General features: G+C 59.1%; 18 protein-coding genes and 1 tRNA gene. 6 read left to right on the top strand and 13 right to left on the bottom strand.

Annotation, left to right across the window (positions count from 1 at the left end):
* Positions 1-62: 62 nt before the first annotated feature.
* A complete protein-coding gene (locus tag ACYQ3S_RS05755) occupies positions 63-752 on the bottom strand; it encodes a response regulator transcription factor (RefSeq protein ID WP_054326573.1) in 690 nt (229 codons plus the stop codon).
* An 18-nt stretch (positions 753-770) separates the two neighbouring features.
* The gene (locus tag ACYQ3S_RS05750; RefSeq protein ID WP_459687733.1) at positions 771-2108 is read right to left on the bottom strand and encodes a hypothetical protein; all 1338 of its coding nucleotides are present in this window, start codon (positions 2106-2108) and stop codon (positions 771-773) included.
* A gap of 166 nt (positions 2109-2274) precedes the next feature.
* On the opposite strand from ACYQ3S_RS05750, the gene ACYQ3S_RS05745 reads away from it, so the two are divergent.
* A tRNA-Leu gene (locus ACYQ3S_RS05745) sits at positions 2275-2359 on the top strand.
* A 203-nt stretch (positions 2360-2562) separates the two neighbouring features.
* On the opposite strand, the gene ACYQ3S_RS05740 is transcribed toward ACYQ3S_RS05745, so the two are convergent.
* From ACYQ3S_RS05740 to ACYQ3S_RS05730, 3 genes are all read right to left on the bottom strand, one after another.
* Positions 2563-2745, bottom strand: coding sequence for a hypothetical protein (locus tag ACYQ3S_RS05740; RefSeq protein ID WP_087180338.1), 183 nt, complete (start codon positions 2743-2745; stop codon positions 2563-2565).
* Between the two features lie 24 nt (positions 2746-2769).
* Positions 2770-3729 (bottom strand): MobV family relaxase, encoded by a 960-nt coding sequence (mobV, locus tag ACYQ3S_RS05735; RefSeq protein WP_459687732.1) that lies wholly within the window; start codon positions 3727-3729, stop codon positions 2770-2772.
* Positions 3730-3914: 185 nt separating this feature from the next.
* Positions 3915-4763, bottom strand: a complete 849-nt coding sequence (locus ACYQ3S_RS05730; RefSeq protein WP_087180336.1) for an RNA polymerase sigma factor — start codon at positions 4761-4763, stop codon at positions 3915-3917.
* Between the two features lie 271 nt (positions 4764-5034).
* Between ACYQ3S_RS05730 and ACYQ3S_RS05725 the strand changes: the two genes are divergently transcribed.
* From ACYQ3S_RS05725 to ACYQ3S_RS05715, 3 genes are all read left to right on the top strand, one after another.
* The gene (locus ACYQ3S_RS05725; protein ID WP_087180335.1) at positions 5035-5574 is read left to right on the top strand and encodes a hypothetical protein; all 540 of its coding nucleotides are present in this window, start codon (positions 5035-5037) and stop codon (positions 5572-5574) included.
* A gap of 807 nt (positions 5575-6381) precedes the next feature.
* Positions 6382-6738 (top strand): helix-turn-helix domain-containing protein, encoded by a 357-nt coding sequence (locus tag ACYQ3S_RS05720; RefSeq protein ID WP_087180334.1) that lies wholly within the window; start codon positions 6382-6384, stop codon positions 6736-6738.
* The gene (locus ACYQ3S_RS05715) at positions 6735-8261 is read left to right on the top strand and encodes a recombinase family protein (RefSeq protein ID WP_459687731.1); all 1527 of its coding nucleotides are present in this window, start codon (positions 6735-6737) and stop codon (positions 8259-8261) included. Before ACYQ3S_RS05720 ends, ACYQ3S_RS05715 begins: the two co-directional genes overlap by 4 nt.
* A 179-nt stretch (positions 8262-8440) precedes the next feature.
* Here ACYQ3S_RS05715 and trxB read toward each other — a convergent pair whose 3' ends face one another.
* The gene (gene trxB, locus ACYQ3S_RS05710; protein WP_459687730.1) at positions 8441-9364 is read right to left on the bottom strand and encodes a thioredoxin-disulfide reductase; all 924 of its coding nucleotides are present in this window, start codon (positions 9362-9364) and stop codon (positions 8441-8443) included.
* 21 nt (positions 9365-9385) lie between these two features.
* Positions 9386-9709: a thioredoxin family protein gene (locus ACYQ3S_RS05705; protein WP_459687729.1), complete on the bottom strand. Its 324-nt coding sequence runs from the start codon at positions 9707-9709 to the stop codon at positions 9386-9388.
* Positions 9710-9817: 108 nt separating this feature from the next.
* On the opposite strand from ACYQ3S_RS05705, the gene ACYQ3S_RS05700 reads away from it, so the two are divergent.
* Together ACYQ3S_RS05700 and ACYQ3S_RS05695 are read left to right on the top strand one after the other, a co-directional pair.
* The gene (locus tag ACYQ3S_RS05700) at positions 9818-10405 is read left to right on the top strand and encodes a GDSL-type esterase/lipase family protein (RefSeq protein ID WP_459687728.1); all 588 of its coding nucleotides are present in this window, start codon (positions 9818-9820) and stop codon (positions 10403-10405) included.
* Between the two features lie 106 nt (positions 10406-10511).
* Positions 10512-10955 carry a GyrI-like domain-containing protein gene (locus ACYQ3S_RS05695; protein WP_459687727.1) on the top strand — a complete coding sequence of 148 codons (444 nt, stop codon included), beginning with the start codon at positions 10512-10514 and terminating at the stop codon, positions 10953-10955.
* A 38-nt stretch (positions 10956-10993) separates the two neighbouring features.
* On the opposite strand, the gene ACYQ3S_RS05690 is transcribed toward ACYQ3S_RS05695, so the two are convergent.
* The 6 genes from ACYQ3S_RS05690 to ACYQ3S_RS05665 all read right to left on the bottom strand — a co-directional run bounded on the left by ACYQ3S_RS05690 (position 10994) and on the right by ACYQ3S_RS05665 (position 15882).
* Positions 10994-11383, bottom strand: coding sequence for a thioesterase family protein (locus ACYQ3S_RS05690; RefSeq protein ID WP_459687726.1), 390 nt, complete (start codon positions 11381-11383; stop codon positions 10994-10996).
* 4 nt (positions 11384-11387) lie between these two features.
* Positions 11388-12683, bottom strand: a complete 1296-nt coding sequence (serS, locus tag ACYQ3S_RS05685; protein WP_459687725.1) for a serine--tRNA ligase — start codon at positions 12681-12683, stop codon at positions 11388-11390.
* 16 nt (positions 12684-12699) lie between these two features.
* Positions 12700-13245, bottom strand: a complete 546-nt coding sequence (locus tag ACYQ3S_RS05680; RefSeq protein WP_459687724.1) for a hypothetical protein — start codon at positions 13243-13245, stop codon at positions 12700-12702.
* Between the two features lie 10 nt (positions 13246-13255).
* A complete protein-coding gene (locus tag ACYQ3S_RS05675; protein WP_459687723.1) occupies positions 13256-14131 on the bottom strand; it encodes a ParB/RepB/Spo0J family partition protein in 876 nt (291 codons plus the stop codon).
* Positions 14131-14910, bottom strand: coding sequence for a ParA family protein (locus ACYQ3S_RS05670; RefSeq protein WP_054326585.1), 780 nt, complete (start codon positions 14908-14910; stop codon positions 14131-14133). The genes ACYQ3S_RS05675 and ACYQ3S_RS05670 overlap by 1 nt, the downstream gene beginning before the upstream one ends.
* Positions 14911-15060: 150 nt before the next feature.
* Positions 15061-15882, bottom strand: coding sequence for a ParB/RepB/Spo0J family partition protein (locus ACYQ3S_RS05665; protein WP_054326586.1), 822 nt, complete (start codon positions 15880-15882; stop codon positions 15061-15063).
* Positions 15883-15996: the final 114 nt, after the last annotated feature.

Genomic DNA, 15996 nt, shown 5'->3' with positions numbered 1-15996 from the left:
CTCATTTCAGGCTGTTGCGGCAAACGCACAGGGGGCGGCAGCGCGCCCCCTGCGTGCGGCGGTCAGCCCTCCCACATATAGCCGTAGCCGCGCACGGTCACGATATGCGATGGCTCCGCCGGATCATCCTCGATTTTGATGCGCAGGCGGCGGATGTTCACATCCACGATCTTGAGCTCGCCCACATAGTGATGGCCCCAGACCATCTCCAGCAGCTCGTCGCGGGAGAGCGCCTTGCCGATGTTCTCCATAAACGCTTTCAGCAGCCCGTACTCGATCTGCGTCAGCTCGATCTTGATGCCGTTCTTGAGCACCTCGCGCGCGCGCAGGTTGAGCTTGAACGGGCCGGACTTGATCACGTCCTCCTCCGAGAAAGGCGAGCCGGACACGCGCCGGTACAGCGCGTCCACGCGCGCGGCCAGCTCGATCACGGAAAACGGCTTGGTCACATAATCGTCCGCGCCGTTCATCAGGCCGGTCACCTTGTCCGCCTCCTGGGTGCGCGCGGTCAGCATGATAACGCCCGCCTGATAGCCCGCGGCGCGCATGGCGCGGCAGACCTCGTACCCGTCGATGCCGGGCAGCATCACGTCCAGCACCGCGACCGCGATATCCTGGTTGGCATGGTATTTTTCCAGCGCCGCTTCGCCTGTTTCGGCCTCTATCACCTCGTAACCGCTCCGCTTCAGGTTGAGGACCAGAAAGGAGCGGATATTTTCTTCATCTTCCAAAACCAGTATTTTGCGTTTCATGGATGTTCCTCCTTTGATTTACCATTCATTGCTCCAGGCCTGGGTGAGGAGCGAGAAGCGCTCTTTTACGCCGTTGGCGTCGATCTGGATTGCACTCTGCTGCGCGTCCTCCGAAAAGCGCGCGAAGTAGACCGCCTGCGAGGTTTGGCCGAGCTGAAGTAGATCGGTGCGGCCGATATAATAATCCCGCAGCGTTCCGGTGGCGCAATAGATGGTGAACAGCGGTATCCGGCCGCCGCCGGTATCCTGTGCGAATTCGACCGCGCTGATCCCGCTTTCGTTCGTCTTGACCGCCGTGATCTGGTCGTGCCAGGCGGGGTCGATATCCAGCGACCAGCCATCGGACACGTTCTGATAGGTGGTCTTGACCAGCTCGGGCGCGGCATCCGCGCTGTAGGCGTACCAGTCGAGCATGAAAAGCGCGTCCGTCGCGGCGGCTTCGTCGTAGCCCGCCATGAGTACGGCGCGCGGCAGCTCGGTCACGCCGTCGCCGTTGATATCGGCCGCGTAGACCGACACCGGCCGGTAGGTCCCCCGATTGATGGAATCCTCGCTGTCCAGCGCGAGGTTCTGCAGCGTCCCGTCCGCATAGACGAAAATATCGGTCGTCAGGCCGACGCCGCCGGCGGTTTTCTGTTCCGCGAACACGGCGGGCAGGCTGTCCCGCACGCGGCCGCTTGTCATCCGTTCGACCGAAACCGCCTCGGTGCTGGTAGCCGCCTCGCCCACCAGGTCCAGCCCGATATGGTACTGATACAGCCGCGCCACACGCTGGCCGGCGGGGTTGTTCGTAATGAGCAGCAGGTCCTTGGCGCCGTCGCCCGTCAGGTCGGCCAGCTCCATAGCCGAGTATTCGGTTTCAAGCAGCACACCCGGCGCGCAGTTTTTATCAAAATCGCACATGGTCAGCGCTCCCACGCCGTCTCCCGGCAGCTTCCAGGCGATCAACATGCCGCGCCGGCCGGCCGGTGTGATTGTGGGGTAATCGACCGACAGGATCGCGGTGCCTTTGCCCTCGATCGCGCCCGTGCAGACATACTGCTGGTCCTGTTTTTTATAAACATAGACCTTGAACGCGTTGCTCGTCACCGAGCTGGAGCCGCGGAAAAACGCGATCGCTTCATCCGCCCCGTCCCCGTCCAGATCGACAAGCTGGATGGGCGAGCGGTTTTCCCCGCCGGTCGGCGCGGTATAGGTAACGCCCGACGAGAGCAGGTTTTCCAGCTCGACCTGCAGGGTCTGGTAGTTGGCGGATGGCTTGGGCGCGGCGAGCAGGTCGTCGCCCGATGGGAACGTGCAGCCGGACAGCGCAAACAGCAGCACGGCCAGCACGGGGATGGTTCGGATCAATTTCATGAAGCTCTCCCGTTCGCAATCAATGCAGACACTTATACAGATTTAGTATAGCACAAAGCCCACCCGTTTGGTACTGGAAATTGCATAATTTTTATCCGGTTTTCCGGCGCGCGGGCGCGCCTTGATTGACAAATCCGCTTTTTGCGGGTATACTGGAAGCGTATCCGCACCCGTGGCGAAATTGGCATACGCGCCAGATTTAGGTTCTGGTCTCGCAGGAGGTAGGGGTTCAACTCCCCTCGGGTGCACCAAAACAATATAATCCGAACCTATTTCCAATCGGTGATGGGTTCGGATTATTTGTTTTCTTTGACCGTTACGAAAGCATTTATTTTCGCAACGGGGTGCGGCGCAAGCCCACCTCCAAGCCGAGAGGCCCACGGAAGAAGAAAGCAACCCCATAAACGCAAAAAGGGCGGGCGCAGCCGTTTGCACGGTGCGCCCGCCCTTTTCGTCACTTCTTCATTTCAGCCTCCTGCCTCTCCGCCTCCCGCTGCTTCTTCCATTCGGCAAATTCCCGCTGTCCCTCCTCGCTCTCATAGAAAGCGAGAATGTCCGGCATGATACAGCGGGCGATTGCTTCAATCTGGTGCTGGGGAATGTCGGAGTTGTTGATGAGCTTTTTTCTTCTTCCCAAATGTACCTCCGTGTTTCTAAAGATTTACCGCTGGCGGTCTTTGCCCCGCCGCTGGCCCTGTTGCTGTTCTTTGAGCGCCTGCCTGACCTCCGGGGGTATGCGCTGGACAAACCGCCGGAGCTGTTCGTTTTCCTTTTTCAGCATGAGGACTTCCATCTGCTTCTGTATGCTCTTTTCGCTGTTGACCTTCTCCTTCAAGCCCTCGTTCTCCTGCGTCAGATAGTCAATGGTGGCCTGATACTTCTTCATCTGCCCCAAGTGCTTTTCCAGCCGGGAGAAGTACGGCCCCACCATCTCCAAAATTTCGTCCCGCTTCTTCCCGGCGTTCAGCACCCCGATTTCCGACACCGCCTTTTCTATGGCCTGCTGCTGGCGGGTGAGGTCTACGGACTGCTTGAACAGCCATGTGGGAATGTGCTTGCGCCGGGTGACAAGGGCGCTCTCGCCCCGCTTGAGGACGGGGAACGCCTTTTTCATGTGGGCGTGAAATTCGTCCTGCCACTGGGAGAGCTGCGCCCGGTTGCCCAAAATCTCCTTTGCCGACAGCCGCCCGTCCTCCGTGATAGGGGTGAAGCACAGATGGAGGTGGGGCGTTTTCTCGTCCATGTGTACCACGGCGGAAAAGATGTTCCCCCGGCCCACCTTCTTCTCCATAAAGGCCACGGCCTCGGTGAAGTAGGCTTGTACCTCCTGTCTGCTCCGGCCCGTGAAAAACTCCGGGCTGGCGGTTATCAGCGTATCAACGAACATGGTGCTGTCCTTCCGGGTGCGGCACCCCGCCGCCCTGATACGGCTGTCGATCTCCCGCCGGTACTTTTGCGTTGGCTGGATGATGTGGAAGTTGTCCTTGCTGCTGCTGGTGTCAATGTCCGGGTTGCTGGCGTACTGCTCTTTGGTGCGCTCGTGGTGAGCCTCCAGCGCCCCGGCCGGCCCCGCCTTGTGTTTGGCGAAGCGTAGGATTGCGTGCTGTGCCTTTTGTGCCATTTTACCTCCTTGTTGACAGCGTTTCCCCGTTTCCGGGGGTGGGAATGATAGGATACAGGCCCCCTCTGTTCCGAGGCCGGAAAGCCTTGAAAACAGGGCGTTTTCAACCCCTAAATGGTAACGCTGGCCTGTTCGCATTTAGGGTACAGAAAAGCCACGCCTGCCGTTTCCCGGCTTGCGTGGCTTTACCGCCCTGTTTCGTTCTCGTACTGGATAAACCGCTTTTTGATGGCCTCCATGCGCTTGACCACGGCGCTGTGGGTCTTATACCCCAGCTTGTCCGCTATCTCCCCGAATGTGTACCCCTCCACCCGCAGTTCCAAAATCGCCATGTCCTTTTGGGACAAGGTTTCCTTGAACCGCTGGCAGAAGTCCTCCCCCTCCACCTGCCCCGTGAAGTCCCCCTCCGGGGCGGGGAGGGAATGGATCTTGTTGTCCTCGTCCTCCATACATTCCTCCAGCGAAACGGTCTGCACCCGCTTGGAGCGGGTGTGATACCACTTGCGGAGGAAGTCCTTGCGGACATTGGTGTCCCACTTCTCGAAGTCCTCGTCGCAGGGCATTTCCCGTATGACCTCCAGCATTGGCCCCCAGCCCTGTTCCTGGATGGTCTGCTCCACCACCAGCTTCATCAGCCCCCTGACCTTCTCCGGGTCTGGAAACGGGATGATATAGTCAGCGGGCAGACTGAACAGCGTTTGCGCACCCCATTTTCCCACCTGCTCCACCCCCTTGGCCCACAGGGGCAGGGCGTAGGACAAGCGCCACACCGGGGAATAGCCCGTGTAATGCTCCTTCCAGCCGCCGAAGCCGAAGTGGGGGAACACCAGCGAGGCCACGGCGTCCATGACCTCGTTGAGAAACTGCTGGCTCAAAATGACCTCGCCCCATTCCGGGGAGGCGTTCAGCGCCCCCATGCTCCGGGGCAGGCGGCGGAGGGTGGGAAACCGGGAAATCAAGTCACAGGGGAGCAGGTAGACCAGCGGCAGGTAGCGGACGGGGCTGTCATAGGGGAAACGGTAGATAGTGGACACGAAAGAAACCTCCTTTCCGAGCAGATTATTCTATCTCTATATTTATTTACGGCATAAGTATATACCTTTTGTTCCACAATCTCAAAAAGAATTTTGGAGAAAGTTTGTCCGGCGGGGCGGGGCCTTGCCCCAGCCCGCTGGACAGGGGAAAACTTTTTGACAGGGATGGGCGGCAAATCCCACCCCTGCCCTTGTCTTTTGGGGCGGCAGCCGGTATAATGAACTTGACTAAAATTCTGCGCCGTTCTGGCGCGACAAGGGGGCTTGTATCGTGGGACTGTTTGACGATGATGATTTGGAATTAGACGCTTTGCTTGACGCTGTAAAGAAATATCCGTCTTGCGTTGCAGAACTCAACGAGGGCAATGTCCAGGCCATCTTCAATCGGTGCTTGGCGACGGACCATACACCGAAAGAACAAGTATCCCGCAGCATTTTATTCTCCAGAACGATGGGATATAAACCGGAAGATGAAATCGTGTTCTACTTTGATAAAGACAAACTACTGGGCAACAAGAAGAATATTGAATATCTTTTTGGACAGTTGAAAAACGCCCATGAGAAAAACGAATATATGCGTATGGAGAATGCTGTCTACCAGTATCAGGGAAGAAAGTGGACAGACAATAGAGCCCATATGCTGGAATTGTTATACTTAGGCTGTACGATGGAAACTGTCCTGATCTCACCATTTAATGCAAAAACTGACGCTACTTCTTTAGGAGTTGAACGATTGAAGTCCACCCTCTCCCCGAAAGACCCGGCGTTCCCGGCATGGTGGGAGGCCCACAAGGGCGAGTGGGAGGACTGACAGCGGCGGGGCAGCAATCCCAGCCGGGGCCGTCAATGGTCAAGATGAACGGCGCACAAGTGCGCCGCCATTGACCGCCCCGCCCGGTCTTGCTTTAGGGTAATCAAGGCGGGCAAGCCCCTTTTGGATTTTGGGAGGGAACGGCCCCAAGCTGAAAGAGGCGGCGGACAAGCGCCGACAAGGGGCTTGTCCGCCCTTGCCCACCTGCAAGCGGAGGGACGGGCGGCGGTCAAGGCCGGGCGCAAGCCCGCTTGTTTCAGCCTTGACGGACGCCCGGCGCTCCGCTACTTCGGGACACTTTGTCCCACCAGCGGGGGACGAAAGACGGGGGACGGGGGCTTATATACCTGCCGCCGCTCTCTGAAAACGAACGGGCTTTTTGTTCCCTCCCGGTCACAAAAACCCCGCCCGTTTCCCTGCCGGTGCAAGCGGGGCGCAAACAGCACCGCCCCCCCGCTTCCCCCGTCAGCCACGCCAGCAGGTATAACACACTACACCTTGCAAGCAAGGTCGTGTGCCAAGGGGGTGCCGTTGCCCCCCTTTGGAAACCCCCGGTTTTGTCGGAGTGTGGCCACAGTCCGCAATCCTGCGCCCGTGTCCCCACCCCTCCAAAACGCAAAGAAGCGGCGCAGACCAGCCCAACCCCACGGGCTGATCTGCGCCGCTTCTTTGTTCGGCCTGCGGGCCGGGACGGGAGTTTTACGTGGACTGTTGAAGTGCAAAATTTGCGTTTTAATTATGGCGTTTTGCTGTTGCGTGTTATGTCGTATTGTGGTATAATCATAGTAACAGATAGGGGGCGATTTTTTGAAAATAGTTGCGGAACGAATACGGAGCCTGCGGGAGAGTGCGAAGCTGTCACAGGTGAAAATGGGTGAAATCGTAGGGGCGAAGCAGTCCAGCCTAAACCGCTATGAGCAAGACCAGACTTCCCCCAGCTATGAAACCCTTGTGCGCTATGCGGATTATTTTGATGTGTCGCTGGACTATATTCTGGGCCGTACCGATGACCCACGGGGCAAGCTGTACGGGTGCAAGCCCAAGTTTGCCGACAGCGACCCGGAGCTGGAAAAGTTTGTGGAGATGTGCTTTGACCCCAAGTCCCCCATGAACAGCCGCTTGAAAGAAACCCTGTTGACCATGCTGCGGGAGGGGAAGAAATGAAAGCTGTGATTTACGCCCGCTATTCCTCCGATAACCAGCGGGAAGAAAGCATAGAAGGACAAATCCGGGAGTGTACCGCCTTTGCCGAGAAGAACGGTATTACCATCCTGCGCCACTACATTGACCGGGCCTTTTCCGCCAAGACCGACAACCGCCCGGAATTTCAGAACATGATTAAGGACAGCGGCAAGCGCCTGTTCGATATGATTATCGTTTGGAAGCTGGACAGGTTTGCCCGCAACCGCTACGACAGCGCCCGCTACAAGGCCGCTTTGAAAAAGAACGGGGTCAAGGTGGTGTCTGCCACCGAGGTCATTTCAGACGGGGCCGAGGGTATCATTCTGGAAAGCGTGCTGGAGGGCTACGCTGAATACTACTCCGCCGACCTGTCCGAAAAGGTTGTCCGGGGCATGACGGAGAACGCCTTGAAATCCAAGTACAACGGCGGCACCCTGCCCATCGGCTATCAGATCGACAGTGACCAGTGTTTCCAGCTTGACCCGCTCACCGCCCCTTTTGTCCGGGAGGCGTTCCAGCGGTATGACGAGGGGGCCACCATGACCCAAATCCGGGACTGGCTCAATGAGCAGGGCGTAAAGAACACACGAGGCCAGAAAATGACCTATAACAGCGTCCAGCACCTTCTGAACAACCGCCGCTATATTGGGGAATACACCTACCGGGACATTGTAGTGCCGGACGGTATTCCCGCCATCGTCCCCCAAGACCTCTTTGACCGGGTGCAGGAGAAGCTGGCGAAGAACAAGAAAGCCCCGGCCCGCCACAAGGCCGAGGACGATTACTTACTAACGACCAAGCTGTTCTGCGGCTATTGCGGGGCCTATCTCTGCGGCGAGAGCGGCACCAGCCACACGGGGAATGTCCACCACTACTACAAGTGCGTGTCGGTGAAGAAGAAGCGCACCGAGTGCCACAAGAAGTCCGTCAGGAAAGAATGGATTGAAGATTTGGTGGTCAGCGAAACCATGAAGATGGTGATGGACGATACCGCCATTGAAGCCATTGTGTCCATGCTGATGGATTTGCAGGAAAGGGAGAATGTCAACCTGCCCCTCTATGAACAGCAGCTGCGGGAGGCGGATACAGCCATTCAAAACCTGCTGAACGCCATCCAGCAGGGTATCTTGACCAAGTCCACGAAAGGGCGGCTGGAAGAACTGGAAGCCACGAAAGAGGAACTGGAAACCAAGATTGCCTGTGAGAAGCTGGCGAAGCCCAAAGTCAGCGCCGAGTTTATGACCTTTTGGCTCCACCGTTTCCGCAAGCTGGATGTGCGGCAGAAGTCCCACAGGAAGATGTTGATTGATACCTTTGTCAACGCCATTTTCCTGTATGATGACAAGATGGTGATAACCTTCAACTACAAGGACGGGACGGACACCATCTCTTTTGATGACCTGAAAGCGGCGCTGGATAAGGAAAAAACAGGTTCGGATTTGGATTGCTCAACTGCACCATACGGCGAAAACCGGCCTGGAGGGGCCGGTTTTCCGCTTTACTGATTCCGAGCTGGTTACGGAGGGCTTCCGCCATGTCTGTCGAGCAATATCTTCCCTTCTGGCCGAAACTGACCGACGCGCGCTTTGCGGCGGGCGGCAGCCTGCGCTGACCGGACGCTACGCTGTCCGCATCAAAAAACGGCCGCTTATGCGGCCGTTTTTGTCCGCTCCCTGCCGGAGCGTTATGTGATGCTGTTGAGGTACTCCTCCGCGAAATGCGCGGCGACCGCACCGTCTGACGCGGCGGTGACGATCTGCCGCACCGCCTTAGTGCGCACGTCGCCCACCGCGAACACGCCCGCGACGCTGGTGCGCGTCGTCTCGTCCGCGATCAGGTAGCCCTGTTCGTCCAGCGCGGTCTGACCGGCCAGCAGCGCGGTATCCGGCACGCGGCCAACCGCCGCGAACACGCCGTCGCACGCGATCGAGCGGACCGCGCCGGTTTTGACGTTTTCCACCTGTACGCCGGTGACGCGCTCGGCATGGAGCAGCTTTGTCACGCGGCTGTCCCAGACGATTTCCAGGTTTTCCGCGGCCTGCAGGGATTTTTCATATACCTTGGAGGCGCGCAGCGTATCGCGGCGGTGGATCAGGTACACCTTTTCGCACAGCTTGGCAAGCAGCAGCGCGTCCCCGACTGCGGTGTTGCCGCCGCCGACCACGCAGACCGTCCGGCCCTTATAGAACATCCCGTCACACGCCGCGCAGTAGGCCATGCCGCGGCCGACCAGCGCCTGCTCCTCCGGCACACCGAGCGGACGCGGCGACGCGCCTGTGGCAAGCACCACCGTCCGCCCCTCGACCACGCCCTCGTCGGTCGTGACCCGCTTGACCGGCCCTTCCAGGCTGACCTCTGTCACGGTCGCCAGCAGCGATTCCGCGCCGAACCGCTCCGCGCCGCGCTGCATGCGCTCGCCCAGCTCAAAGCCGTCGATCGGCTCGTCAAAGCCCGGGTAATTCTCCACCTGCTCGGTGGTGGCCATCTGCCCGCCCGCGGACAGCTTTTCGATCACCAGCACGCTCAGTCCGGCGCGGGCGCCGTACAGCGCCGCGGTATAGCCGCCCGGCCCGCCGCCAATGACCAGCATATCATATAGTTTTCCCATAGGCCTGCCTCGCTTTCCTGTTTATACGGACTGCGCCTGCATCCAGGCGTCGATATCCGCCTTGGAGCCCGGCGCGACCAGCTTCTCGCCCGCCGCCCCATTCTTCACAAGAATGAGCGAGGGGATGGTGTCGACCGAGAACCGCTGCGCCAGCTCGGGCTGCTCGTCAATGTTGACCTGGGCGACCGCCGCGCGCCCCGCGTAAGCCTCGGGCAGCTTGGCGACCACACCCGCAATCCGGCGGCAGTAGGTACACCACGGCGCCCAGAATTCCAGCAGCACCGGCTGCGCGGACTGTTCCACGAGTTCCTGATAGTTTTCCTTGGTAATCTGCAGCATTGCCATTATCAACAGCTCCTTTTCTATCTGTATTTCTGGTATACTTTTATTATACCCGTTTTTCCGTCGATTACTGTGAGTTTGTCACCAACAGCTTTTGAGGAGGGGTCCGGTTTGTCTAAAACGATCGTCTGTCTGGGGGATTCCAACACCTGGGGCTACGACCCGCGCGGCTTCGGCGGCGGGCGCTGGCCGGACGGTGTGCGCTGGACCGCGCGGCTGAACGCGCGGCCGGAATGGATCATCCACAACCTTGGGGAAAACGGCCGCGCCATCCCGCATACCCCGTTCGAGCTGCGGACGCTGTGCGGCCAGCTCGCGGCGCTGCGGCCGTTCGACGGGCTTTGCGTGATGCTCGGCTCGAACGACCTGCTGCTCGGCGTACCGCCCGCGGGCGCGGCCGCGCGGATGGAGCGCCTGCTTGGATGCCTGTCTGACTTCGGCGTCCCCCTCCTGTTGATCGCCCCGCCCTGTTTCCAGTCCGGCGACTGGGTGCGGGAGGAGGCGCTGCTCGCCGCCTCCGCGCGCCTCGCGGGGTATTACCGGACGCTGGCCGGTGAAAGCGGCGCGGCCTTTGCCGACGCGGGCCGCTGGGATATCCCCCTGTGCTTCGACGGGGTGCATTTCACGGCCGAGGGCCATGCGTGCTTTGCCGCGCAGGCCGGCGGGGCGTTCGCCGCGGCATTTTGCGGAGCAAAATGATTTCCGAAAAAAGTTCTAAAATATTATAAAAACACCCTTGAAAAGCATTTTAAATCGGGTTATCCTGTTCCCAGACCGGTCAATCCACTGAAAGGAACATTCTGTTATGAAACTGATCGAACTGCCCGCCCTGCCGATTGCTTTCCTGCGCCGCACCGGCCCCTATGGACCGGAAAACCGTGCGCTGGTGGAACGGCTCAAACGTCTGGCACGGGACGCCGACCTGCTGGATGCGGGGTCAGTCATTTTCTGCGCCGCCTGGGACGACCCCGCCTGCACGCCGCCCGAAGTCTGCCGGTATGACGCCTGCCTTGTCCTCCGGCTGGCGGCGCGGCTGCCGGATACCTGTTCAGGCTACCTGCCGGACGGGCGTTACGTCTGTTTTACTGTGCCGCACACGCCGGAGGCGCTTTCCGAAATATACGGCACGGCTGTCCGCACCGTCGGTTGCTGTGGATTATCCGCCGACCCATCCCGCCCGATGCTGGAAGCCTATCCGCTTTCCCTCGTGCAGCGGGGAAGGTGCCAATTTTATGTCCCTGTTCTCTGAAAAACAGCAGAAAAGCGCCGCAATGCGGCGCTTTTTCCTTATCCCTTTTTCGCCTGCGCCTTGGCTTCAAAGCGCGCCTTGTCCACAATGGCGCGCTGGTGCGTACCCTCGCCGATCAGGCCGGCCTCGTCATAGGCCGCGACATGGAAGGTTAAGATCTTTCCGTTCGGTGCGATCTCGGTCAGTTCGGTCTCAATGCGGACCTCCATGCCCTCGGGCGTCGCCGCGACATGGCTGACGTTGACCAGTGTGCCGACCGTGGTCTTGCCCGCTTCCAGGTGTGCCTCCACGCTGGACGCGGCGGTATTCTCAATCGCGGCGACCATCATCGGCGTTGCGAACACGGCCACCAGGCCGCTGCCGACGTTGGATGCGAGCTTGTCCGCGGTGACGGTGAGCTTCTGCTCGCCCTTGATGCCAATTTCCATATCCTTATTCTCCCTTTCTGCGGATCTCGGTCTTGCCGCCCATATACGGCTGAAGCGGCTGCGGGATGGCCACCGAGCCGTCCGCGCGCAGGTTGTTCTCCAGGAATGCGATCAGCATGCGCGGCGGTGCGACGACCGTGTTGTTGAGCGTATGCGCGAAGTACAGCTCCTTGGAATCCTTGCCGCGCACACGGATGCCCAGACGGCGCGCCTGCGCGTCGCCCAGGTTGGAGCAGGAGCCGACCTCGAAATACTTCTTCTGGCGCGGCGACCATGCCTCCACGTCGCACGACTTGACCTTGAGGTCGGCCAGGTCGCCCGAGCAGCACTCCAGCGTGCGCACCGGAATATCCAGCGAGCGGAAGAAGTCCACCGTGTTCTGCCACAGCTTGTCGTACCACATCGGGGATTCCTCCGGCTTGCAGACCACGACCATTTCCTGCTTTTCAAACTGGTGGATGCGGTAAACGCCGCGCTCCTCGATGCCGTGCGCGCCGACCTCCTTGCGGAAGCAGGGCGAATAGCTGGTAAGCGTCTGCGGCAGGGTATCCTCGTCGTTGATCGAATCGATGAACTTGCCGATCATGGAATGCTCGGAGGTGCCGATCAGGTACAGGTCCTCGCCCTCGATCTTGTACATCATGTTCTCCATTTCCTTGAAGGACATGACGCCCTTGACCACGTCGCCGTGGATCATAAACGGCGGGATATAATAGGTGAAGCCGCGGTCGATCATAAAGTCGCGCGCATAGGACAGGATGGACGAATGCAGACGCGCGATGTCCCCTCTCAGGTAATAGAAGCCGTTGCCCGAGGTCTTGCGGGCGGCGTCCAGGTCGATGCCGTCAAAGGATTCCATGATATCGACGTGATACGGTATTTCATAATCCGGAACAACGGGGTCGCCGAACTTTTCAAGCTCCACATTTTCCGAGTCGTCCTTACCGATCGGCACGGACGGGTCAATGATGTTCGGAATGACCATCATGCGGTTTTTGACTTCCTCGGCAAAGGTCTTTTCCTCCTCTTCCAGCCTTGCCATCTCGTCTGCCATGGCCTTGACCTCGGCCTTGACCTGCTCGGCCTCGTCCTTCTGGCCCTTTGCCATCAGGCCGCCGATCTCCTTGGACTTTTTGTTGCGCAGGGCGCGCAGCTCGTCGCAGCGGGTCTTGGCGGCGCGGAATTTGGCGTCGAATTCAATGACCTCGTCAACGAGCGGCAGCTTTTCGTCCTGGAACTTCTTTTTGATGTTCTCTTTCACCGCGTCCGGATTCTGTCGGACAAATTTGATATCCAGCATTTTACGTTTCTCCTTTTTATTCTTCTGTTGTTAAATCCTCTATCTGTTTTTGCACGGCTTCAAATAACTTGTTGATATCCGAGCCGAACGAATTTTCCGCGGCGCTGCCGAGCAGGCGTTCCGCACCGTATTTTTCCACCAACGCGTCGTATTCCCGCACCGCATCCGCCGTGTTTTCCGACAGAAGCTGTGCGCTGATGCGCGCCAAGCCGGCATATACGTCGCGCTCCTCCATGCGCAGCGTGGCGGCGGCGACCACATCGGTCTGCGCCAGCTCGCTGTCGAGCGCGCTGCGCACGCCGTCCAGCGCCTTGCTCTGCGCGTCGAACTGCTTTTGCAGGTCTTCCATTTTCTGTGTCGCGCCCTGCGCGACCGTTTGCTGCTCGGTCAACTGGTTGGTCAGCGTGTCAAGCTGCCTGTCCGCGCGAGCCTGCGCGATATAGCTGATTAAAATCAGCGCGAGCGCCACGGTGAACAGGCCGATAATATAAAAGGTAAGCGTCGTGCGGCTGAGCTTTTTTTCCGGCTTGGACCCGTCCGGCGTTTTTTTCTGCTCGTCCATGTTTTCCTCCTTATACGCGCAGGCTGCGCAGCGCTTCGATCAGGCGTTCCAGATCGTCCGAACCATAATATTCCAGCGTCAGGGTGCCGCTTGTTTTCCCCTGCTGGATGCCGACCTTGCGGCCGAGCGCGCTTTCCAGCTCCCGCGCGGCTTCGGACAGGTAATCCACGGAAAAACCGGCGCTTTCGGGCTTCTGCACCGGCTTTTTGTTCAGCTTTTTCGCCAACGCCTCGGCCTGCCGCACGGTCATGCCGGCCATCTGTCTGGCCGCTTCCACACGTTTGTCCGCTTCGGACACCGCCAGCACGGCGCGCGCATGCCCGCCGGACAGCTTGCCCTCGCTGACCATGACGCGCACCTCGTCGGGCAGCGCCAGCAGGCGCAGCGCGTTCGCTACCGCCGGCCGCGATTTGACCACGCGGCGCGCGACCTCCTCCTGCGTCAGCCCGAACTGCCGCATCAGCAGGTCATAGCCCTCGGCCTCCTCAATGGGATTGAGGTCCTGCCGCTGCAGGTTTTCGATCAGGGCCAGCTCCATGATCTCGCTTTCCCGCGCTTCCAGTACCATGGCTGGTATCTCCTTGAGCCCCGCCATCCGCGCCGCGCGCCAGCGCCGCTCGCCGGCTATGATTTGGTAGTAGCCGCTCTTCTCCCCCGCGCGCACGGTAATCGGTGTGATTACGCCGTGCAGGCGGATACTCTCCGCCAGTTCTTCCAGCGCGGTTGGGTCAAAGACCTTGCGCGGCTGGTTGGGGTTTGGCTCGATCTTGGAAAGGGAAAGCTGGGTGACGCCGCCCGACGCCGCGCCCGCGGCGCTCAGGTCTGCGACATCGCCGCCGAACAGATTGGACAGACCGCCTCCCAGTCCCCTTTTGTTCGATGACATCAGACTCTCCCCTTTTCCTGCTTATTCTTTTTCAGTATTTCATCCGCGAGGGAAAGATATGCTTCCGCGCCGCGGCACATCCGGTCGTAATCCGTGATCGGCTTGCCGTGGCTGGGCGCTTCGCTCAGGCGCACGTTGCGCGGCACGACTGACGAGAATACCTCGCCCGGAAAGTGTTTTTTCACCTCTTCGACCACCTGGATGGACAGGTTGGTACGTCCGTCAAACATGGTCAGCAGCACGCCTTCCAGCGCGAGCGACGGATTCATGCTCTTTTTGACCATACGGACGGTCGTCATCAGCTGGCTCAGGCCCTCCAGCGCGTAATATTCGCACTGCAGCGGCACCAGGAAGCTGTCCGCCGCACAGAGGCAGTTGAGCGTGAGCAGTCCCAGCGAGGGCGGGCAGTCGATGAAAATATAATCGTATTCTTCCCTGACGCGGTCGAGCACGCCCTTGAGACGGTTTTCCCGTCCCTCCATCATGATGAGGTCCAGCTCCGCGCCTGCCAGGTTAACGTTCGCGCCGATCAGATCGACCCATTTGGTCGATACAATGGCGCTTTTCACATCCGGCTCGTCCGCGACGATCAGATCATAGATCGAGGTCTTCAAAGAGCGCGGATCAACGCCAAAGCCGGACGTTGCGTTGCCCTGCGGGTCAAAGTCGCACAGCAGCACGCGCTTGCCGCGCTCGAACAACGCGGCCGCAAGATTGATGGCCGTGGTTGTTTTGCCGACGCCGCCCTTTTGATTGGCGAACGCGATGATTTTACCCATAAGCGTTTTTCTCCTCGGCTTTCCCTTATTTTCTTACGGGTTTTATTATAGCACAACGCCAGTCAAAAGCAAAGAAAAAACAGCAATGTTTCACATGAAACAACCCAAGATTTTTGTTTCACGTGAAACACTGCCGTATCAATATCAAAATCAGTTGCAGCGGGCATGCGGAATGCAGATGGTAAGCGTCAGCCCGTCGTCGCTTTCCTGCTGCTCGACGGTCGCGCCGATGCCCGCGTCCACCATAACGCCGACCGCGCGGTTAAGCGTATTCAGGAAAAAGCGGACATCCTTAATCAGCCGGATCACCTTGCGCTCCTGTCCCGACGGCGTTTCCTTTTCCTTTAGCAGGGTATCGATATACTGTTCCGCGCGGCTGACGTTCAAATCATGCTCGATGATAAACTTGGTCGCGTTGATGCGGTCCTCCTCCTGCTCCAGACGGAGCAGGCAGCGGGCGTGCCGTTCGGTCAGGTTCGCGCTGCGGATCATCTCCATATTCTGCGGCGAAAGGCGGAGCAGACGGAGCTTGTTCGCCACCGCCGACTGTGTTTTGCCGACCTTGCGCGCGGCTTCCTCCTGTGTCAAGCCGTACTGGTCGATCAGCCGCTTAAAACCGTTCGCTTCCTCGAAAAAGTCCAGGTCGCGCCGCTGCAGGTTTTCCACCAGCGCTATCGCGGAGGAATCCTGCGAATCCGCGGCAATCACCAGGCAGGGTACTTCATTCAGTCCCGCCACGCGGGCCGCGCGCAGCCGGCGCTCCCCCGCGACCAGCTCATAGCCGCCGTTCGGCGCGCGCCGCACGGTCAGCGGATTGAGCACCCCATATTGACGGATGCTCTCCGCAAGCTGGGCAATCGCCTCGGGGTCAAAATATTTACGCGGCTGATTAGGGTTGCGCGCAATATCGCTCACGCGGATGCGGCGTAATGTACGGTCCTCTTTTCCTGTCACAAGTGTCAAAACCGACATCAAATTCATTACCTCCTTATGTCCTTTGGTAATAGATTACCATATTATTACATTTTGGCAAGGAAAATCGACCGCAAAACTTTGCTTTTTCGACCGTTACCAGTCATTTCCTAT

This window comes from Agathobaculum sp. TL06 (assembly GCF_054658635.1).
The sequence above is the reverse complement of the archived record's forward strand: the minus strand, read 5'-3'. Positions and strand labels throughout refer to the sequence as shown.

Bases quoted from the DNA above. Each gene is read 5' to 3' on its own strand.
- ACYQ3S_RS05755 (WP_054326573.1), bottom strand. From the start codon at position 752: ATGAAACGCAAAATACTGGTTTTGGAAGATGAAGAAAATATCCGCTCC.
- ACYQ3S_RS05750 (WP_459687733.1), bottom strand. From the start codon at position 2,108: ATGAAATTGATCCGAACCATCCCCGTGCTGGCCGTGCTGCTGTTTGCG.
- mobV (WP_459687732.1), bottom strand. From the start codon at position 3,729: ATGGCACAAAAGGCACAGCACGCAATCCTACGCTTCGCCAAACACAAG.
- ACYQ3S_RS05715 (WP_459687731.1), top strand. From the start codon at position 6,735: ATGAAAGCTGTGATTTACGCCCGCTATTCCTCCGATAACCAGCGGGAA.
- trxB (WP_459687730.1), bottom strand. From the start codon at position 9,364: ATGGGAAAACTATATGATATGCTGGTCATTGGCGGCGGGCCGGGCGGC.
- ACYQ3S_RS05705 (WP_459687729.1), bottom strand. From the start codon at position 9,709: ATGGCAATGCTGCAGATTACCAAGGAAAACTATCAGGAACTCGTGGAA.
- ACYQ3S_RS05695 (WP_459687727.1), top strand. From the start codon at position 10,512: ATGAAACTGATCGAACTGCCCGCCCTGCCGATTGCTTTCCTGCGCCGC.
- ACYQ3S_RS05690 (WP_459687726.1), bottom strand. From the start codon at position 11,383: ATGGAAATTGGCATCAAGGGCGAGCAGAAGCTCACCGTCACCGCGGAC.
- serS (WP_459687725.1), bottom strand. From the start codon at position 12,683: ATGCTGGATATCAAATTTGTCCGACAGAATCCGGACGCGGTGAAAGAG.
- ACYQ3S_RS05680 (WP_459687724.1), bottom strand. From the start codon at position 13,245: ATGGACGAGCAGAAAAAAACGCCGGACGGGTCCAAGCCGGAAAAAAAG.
- ACYQ3S_RS05675 (WP_459687723.1), bottom strand. From the start codon at position 14,131: ATGTCATCGAACAAAAGGGGACTGGGAGGCGGTCTGTCCAATCTGTTC.
- ACYQ3S_RS05670 (WP_054326585.1), bottom strand. From the start codon at position 14,910: ATGGGTAAAATCATCGCGTTCGCCAATCAAAAGGGCGGCGTCGGCAAA.
- ACYQ3S_RS05665 (WP_054326586.1), bottom strand. From the start codon at position 15,882: ATGTCGGTTTTGACACTTGTGACAGGAAAAGAGGACCGTACATTACGC.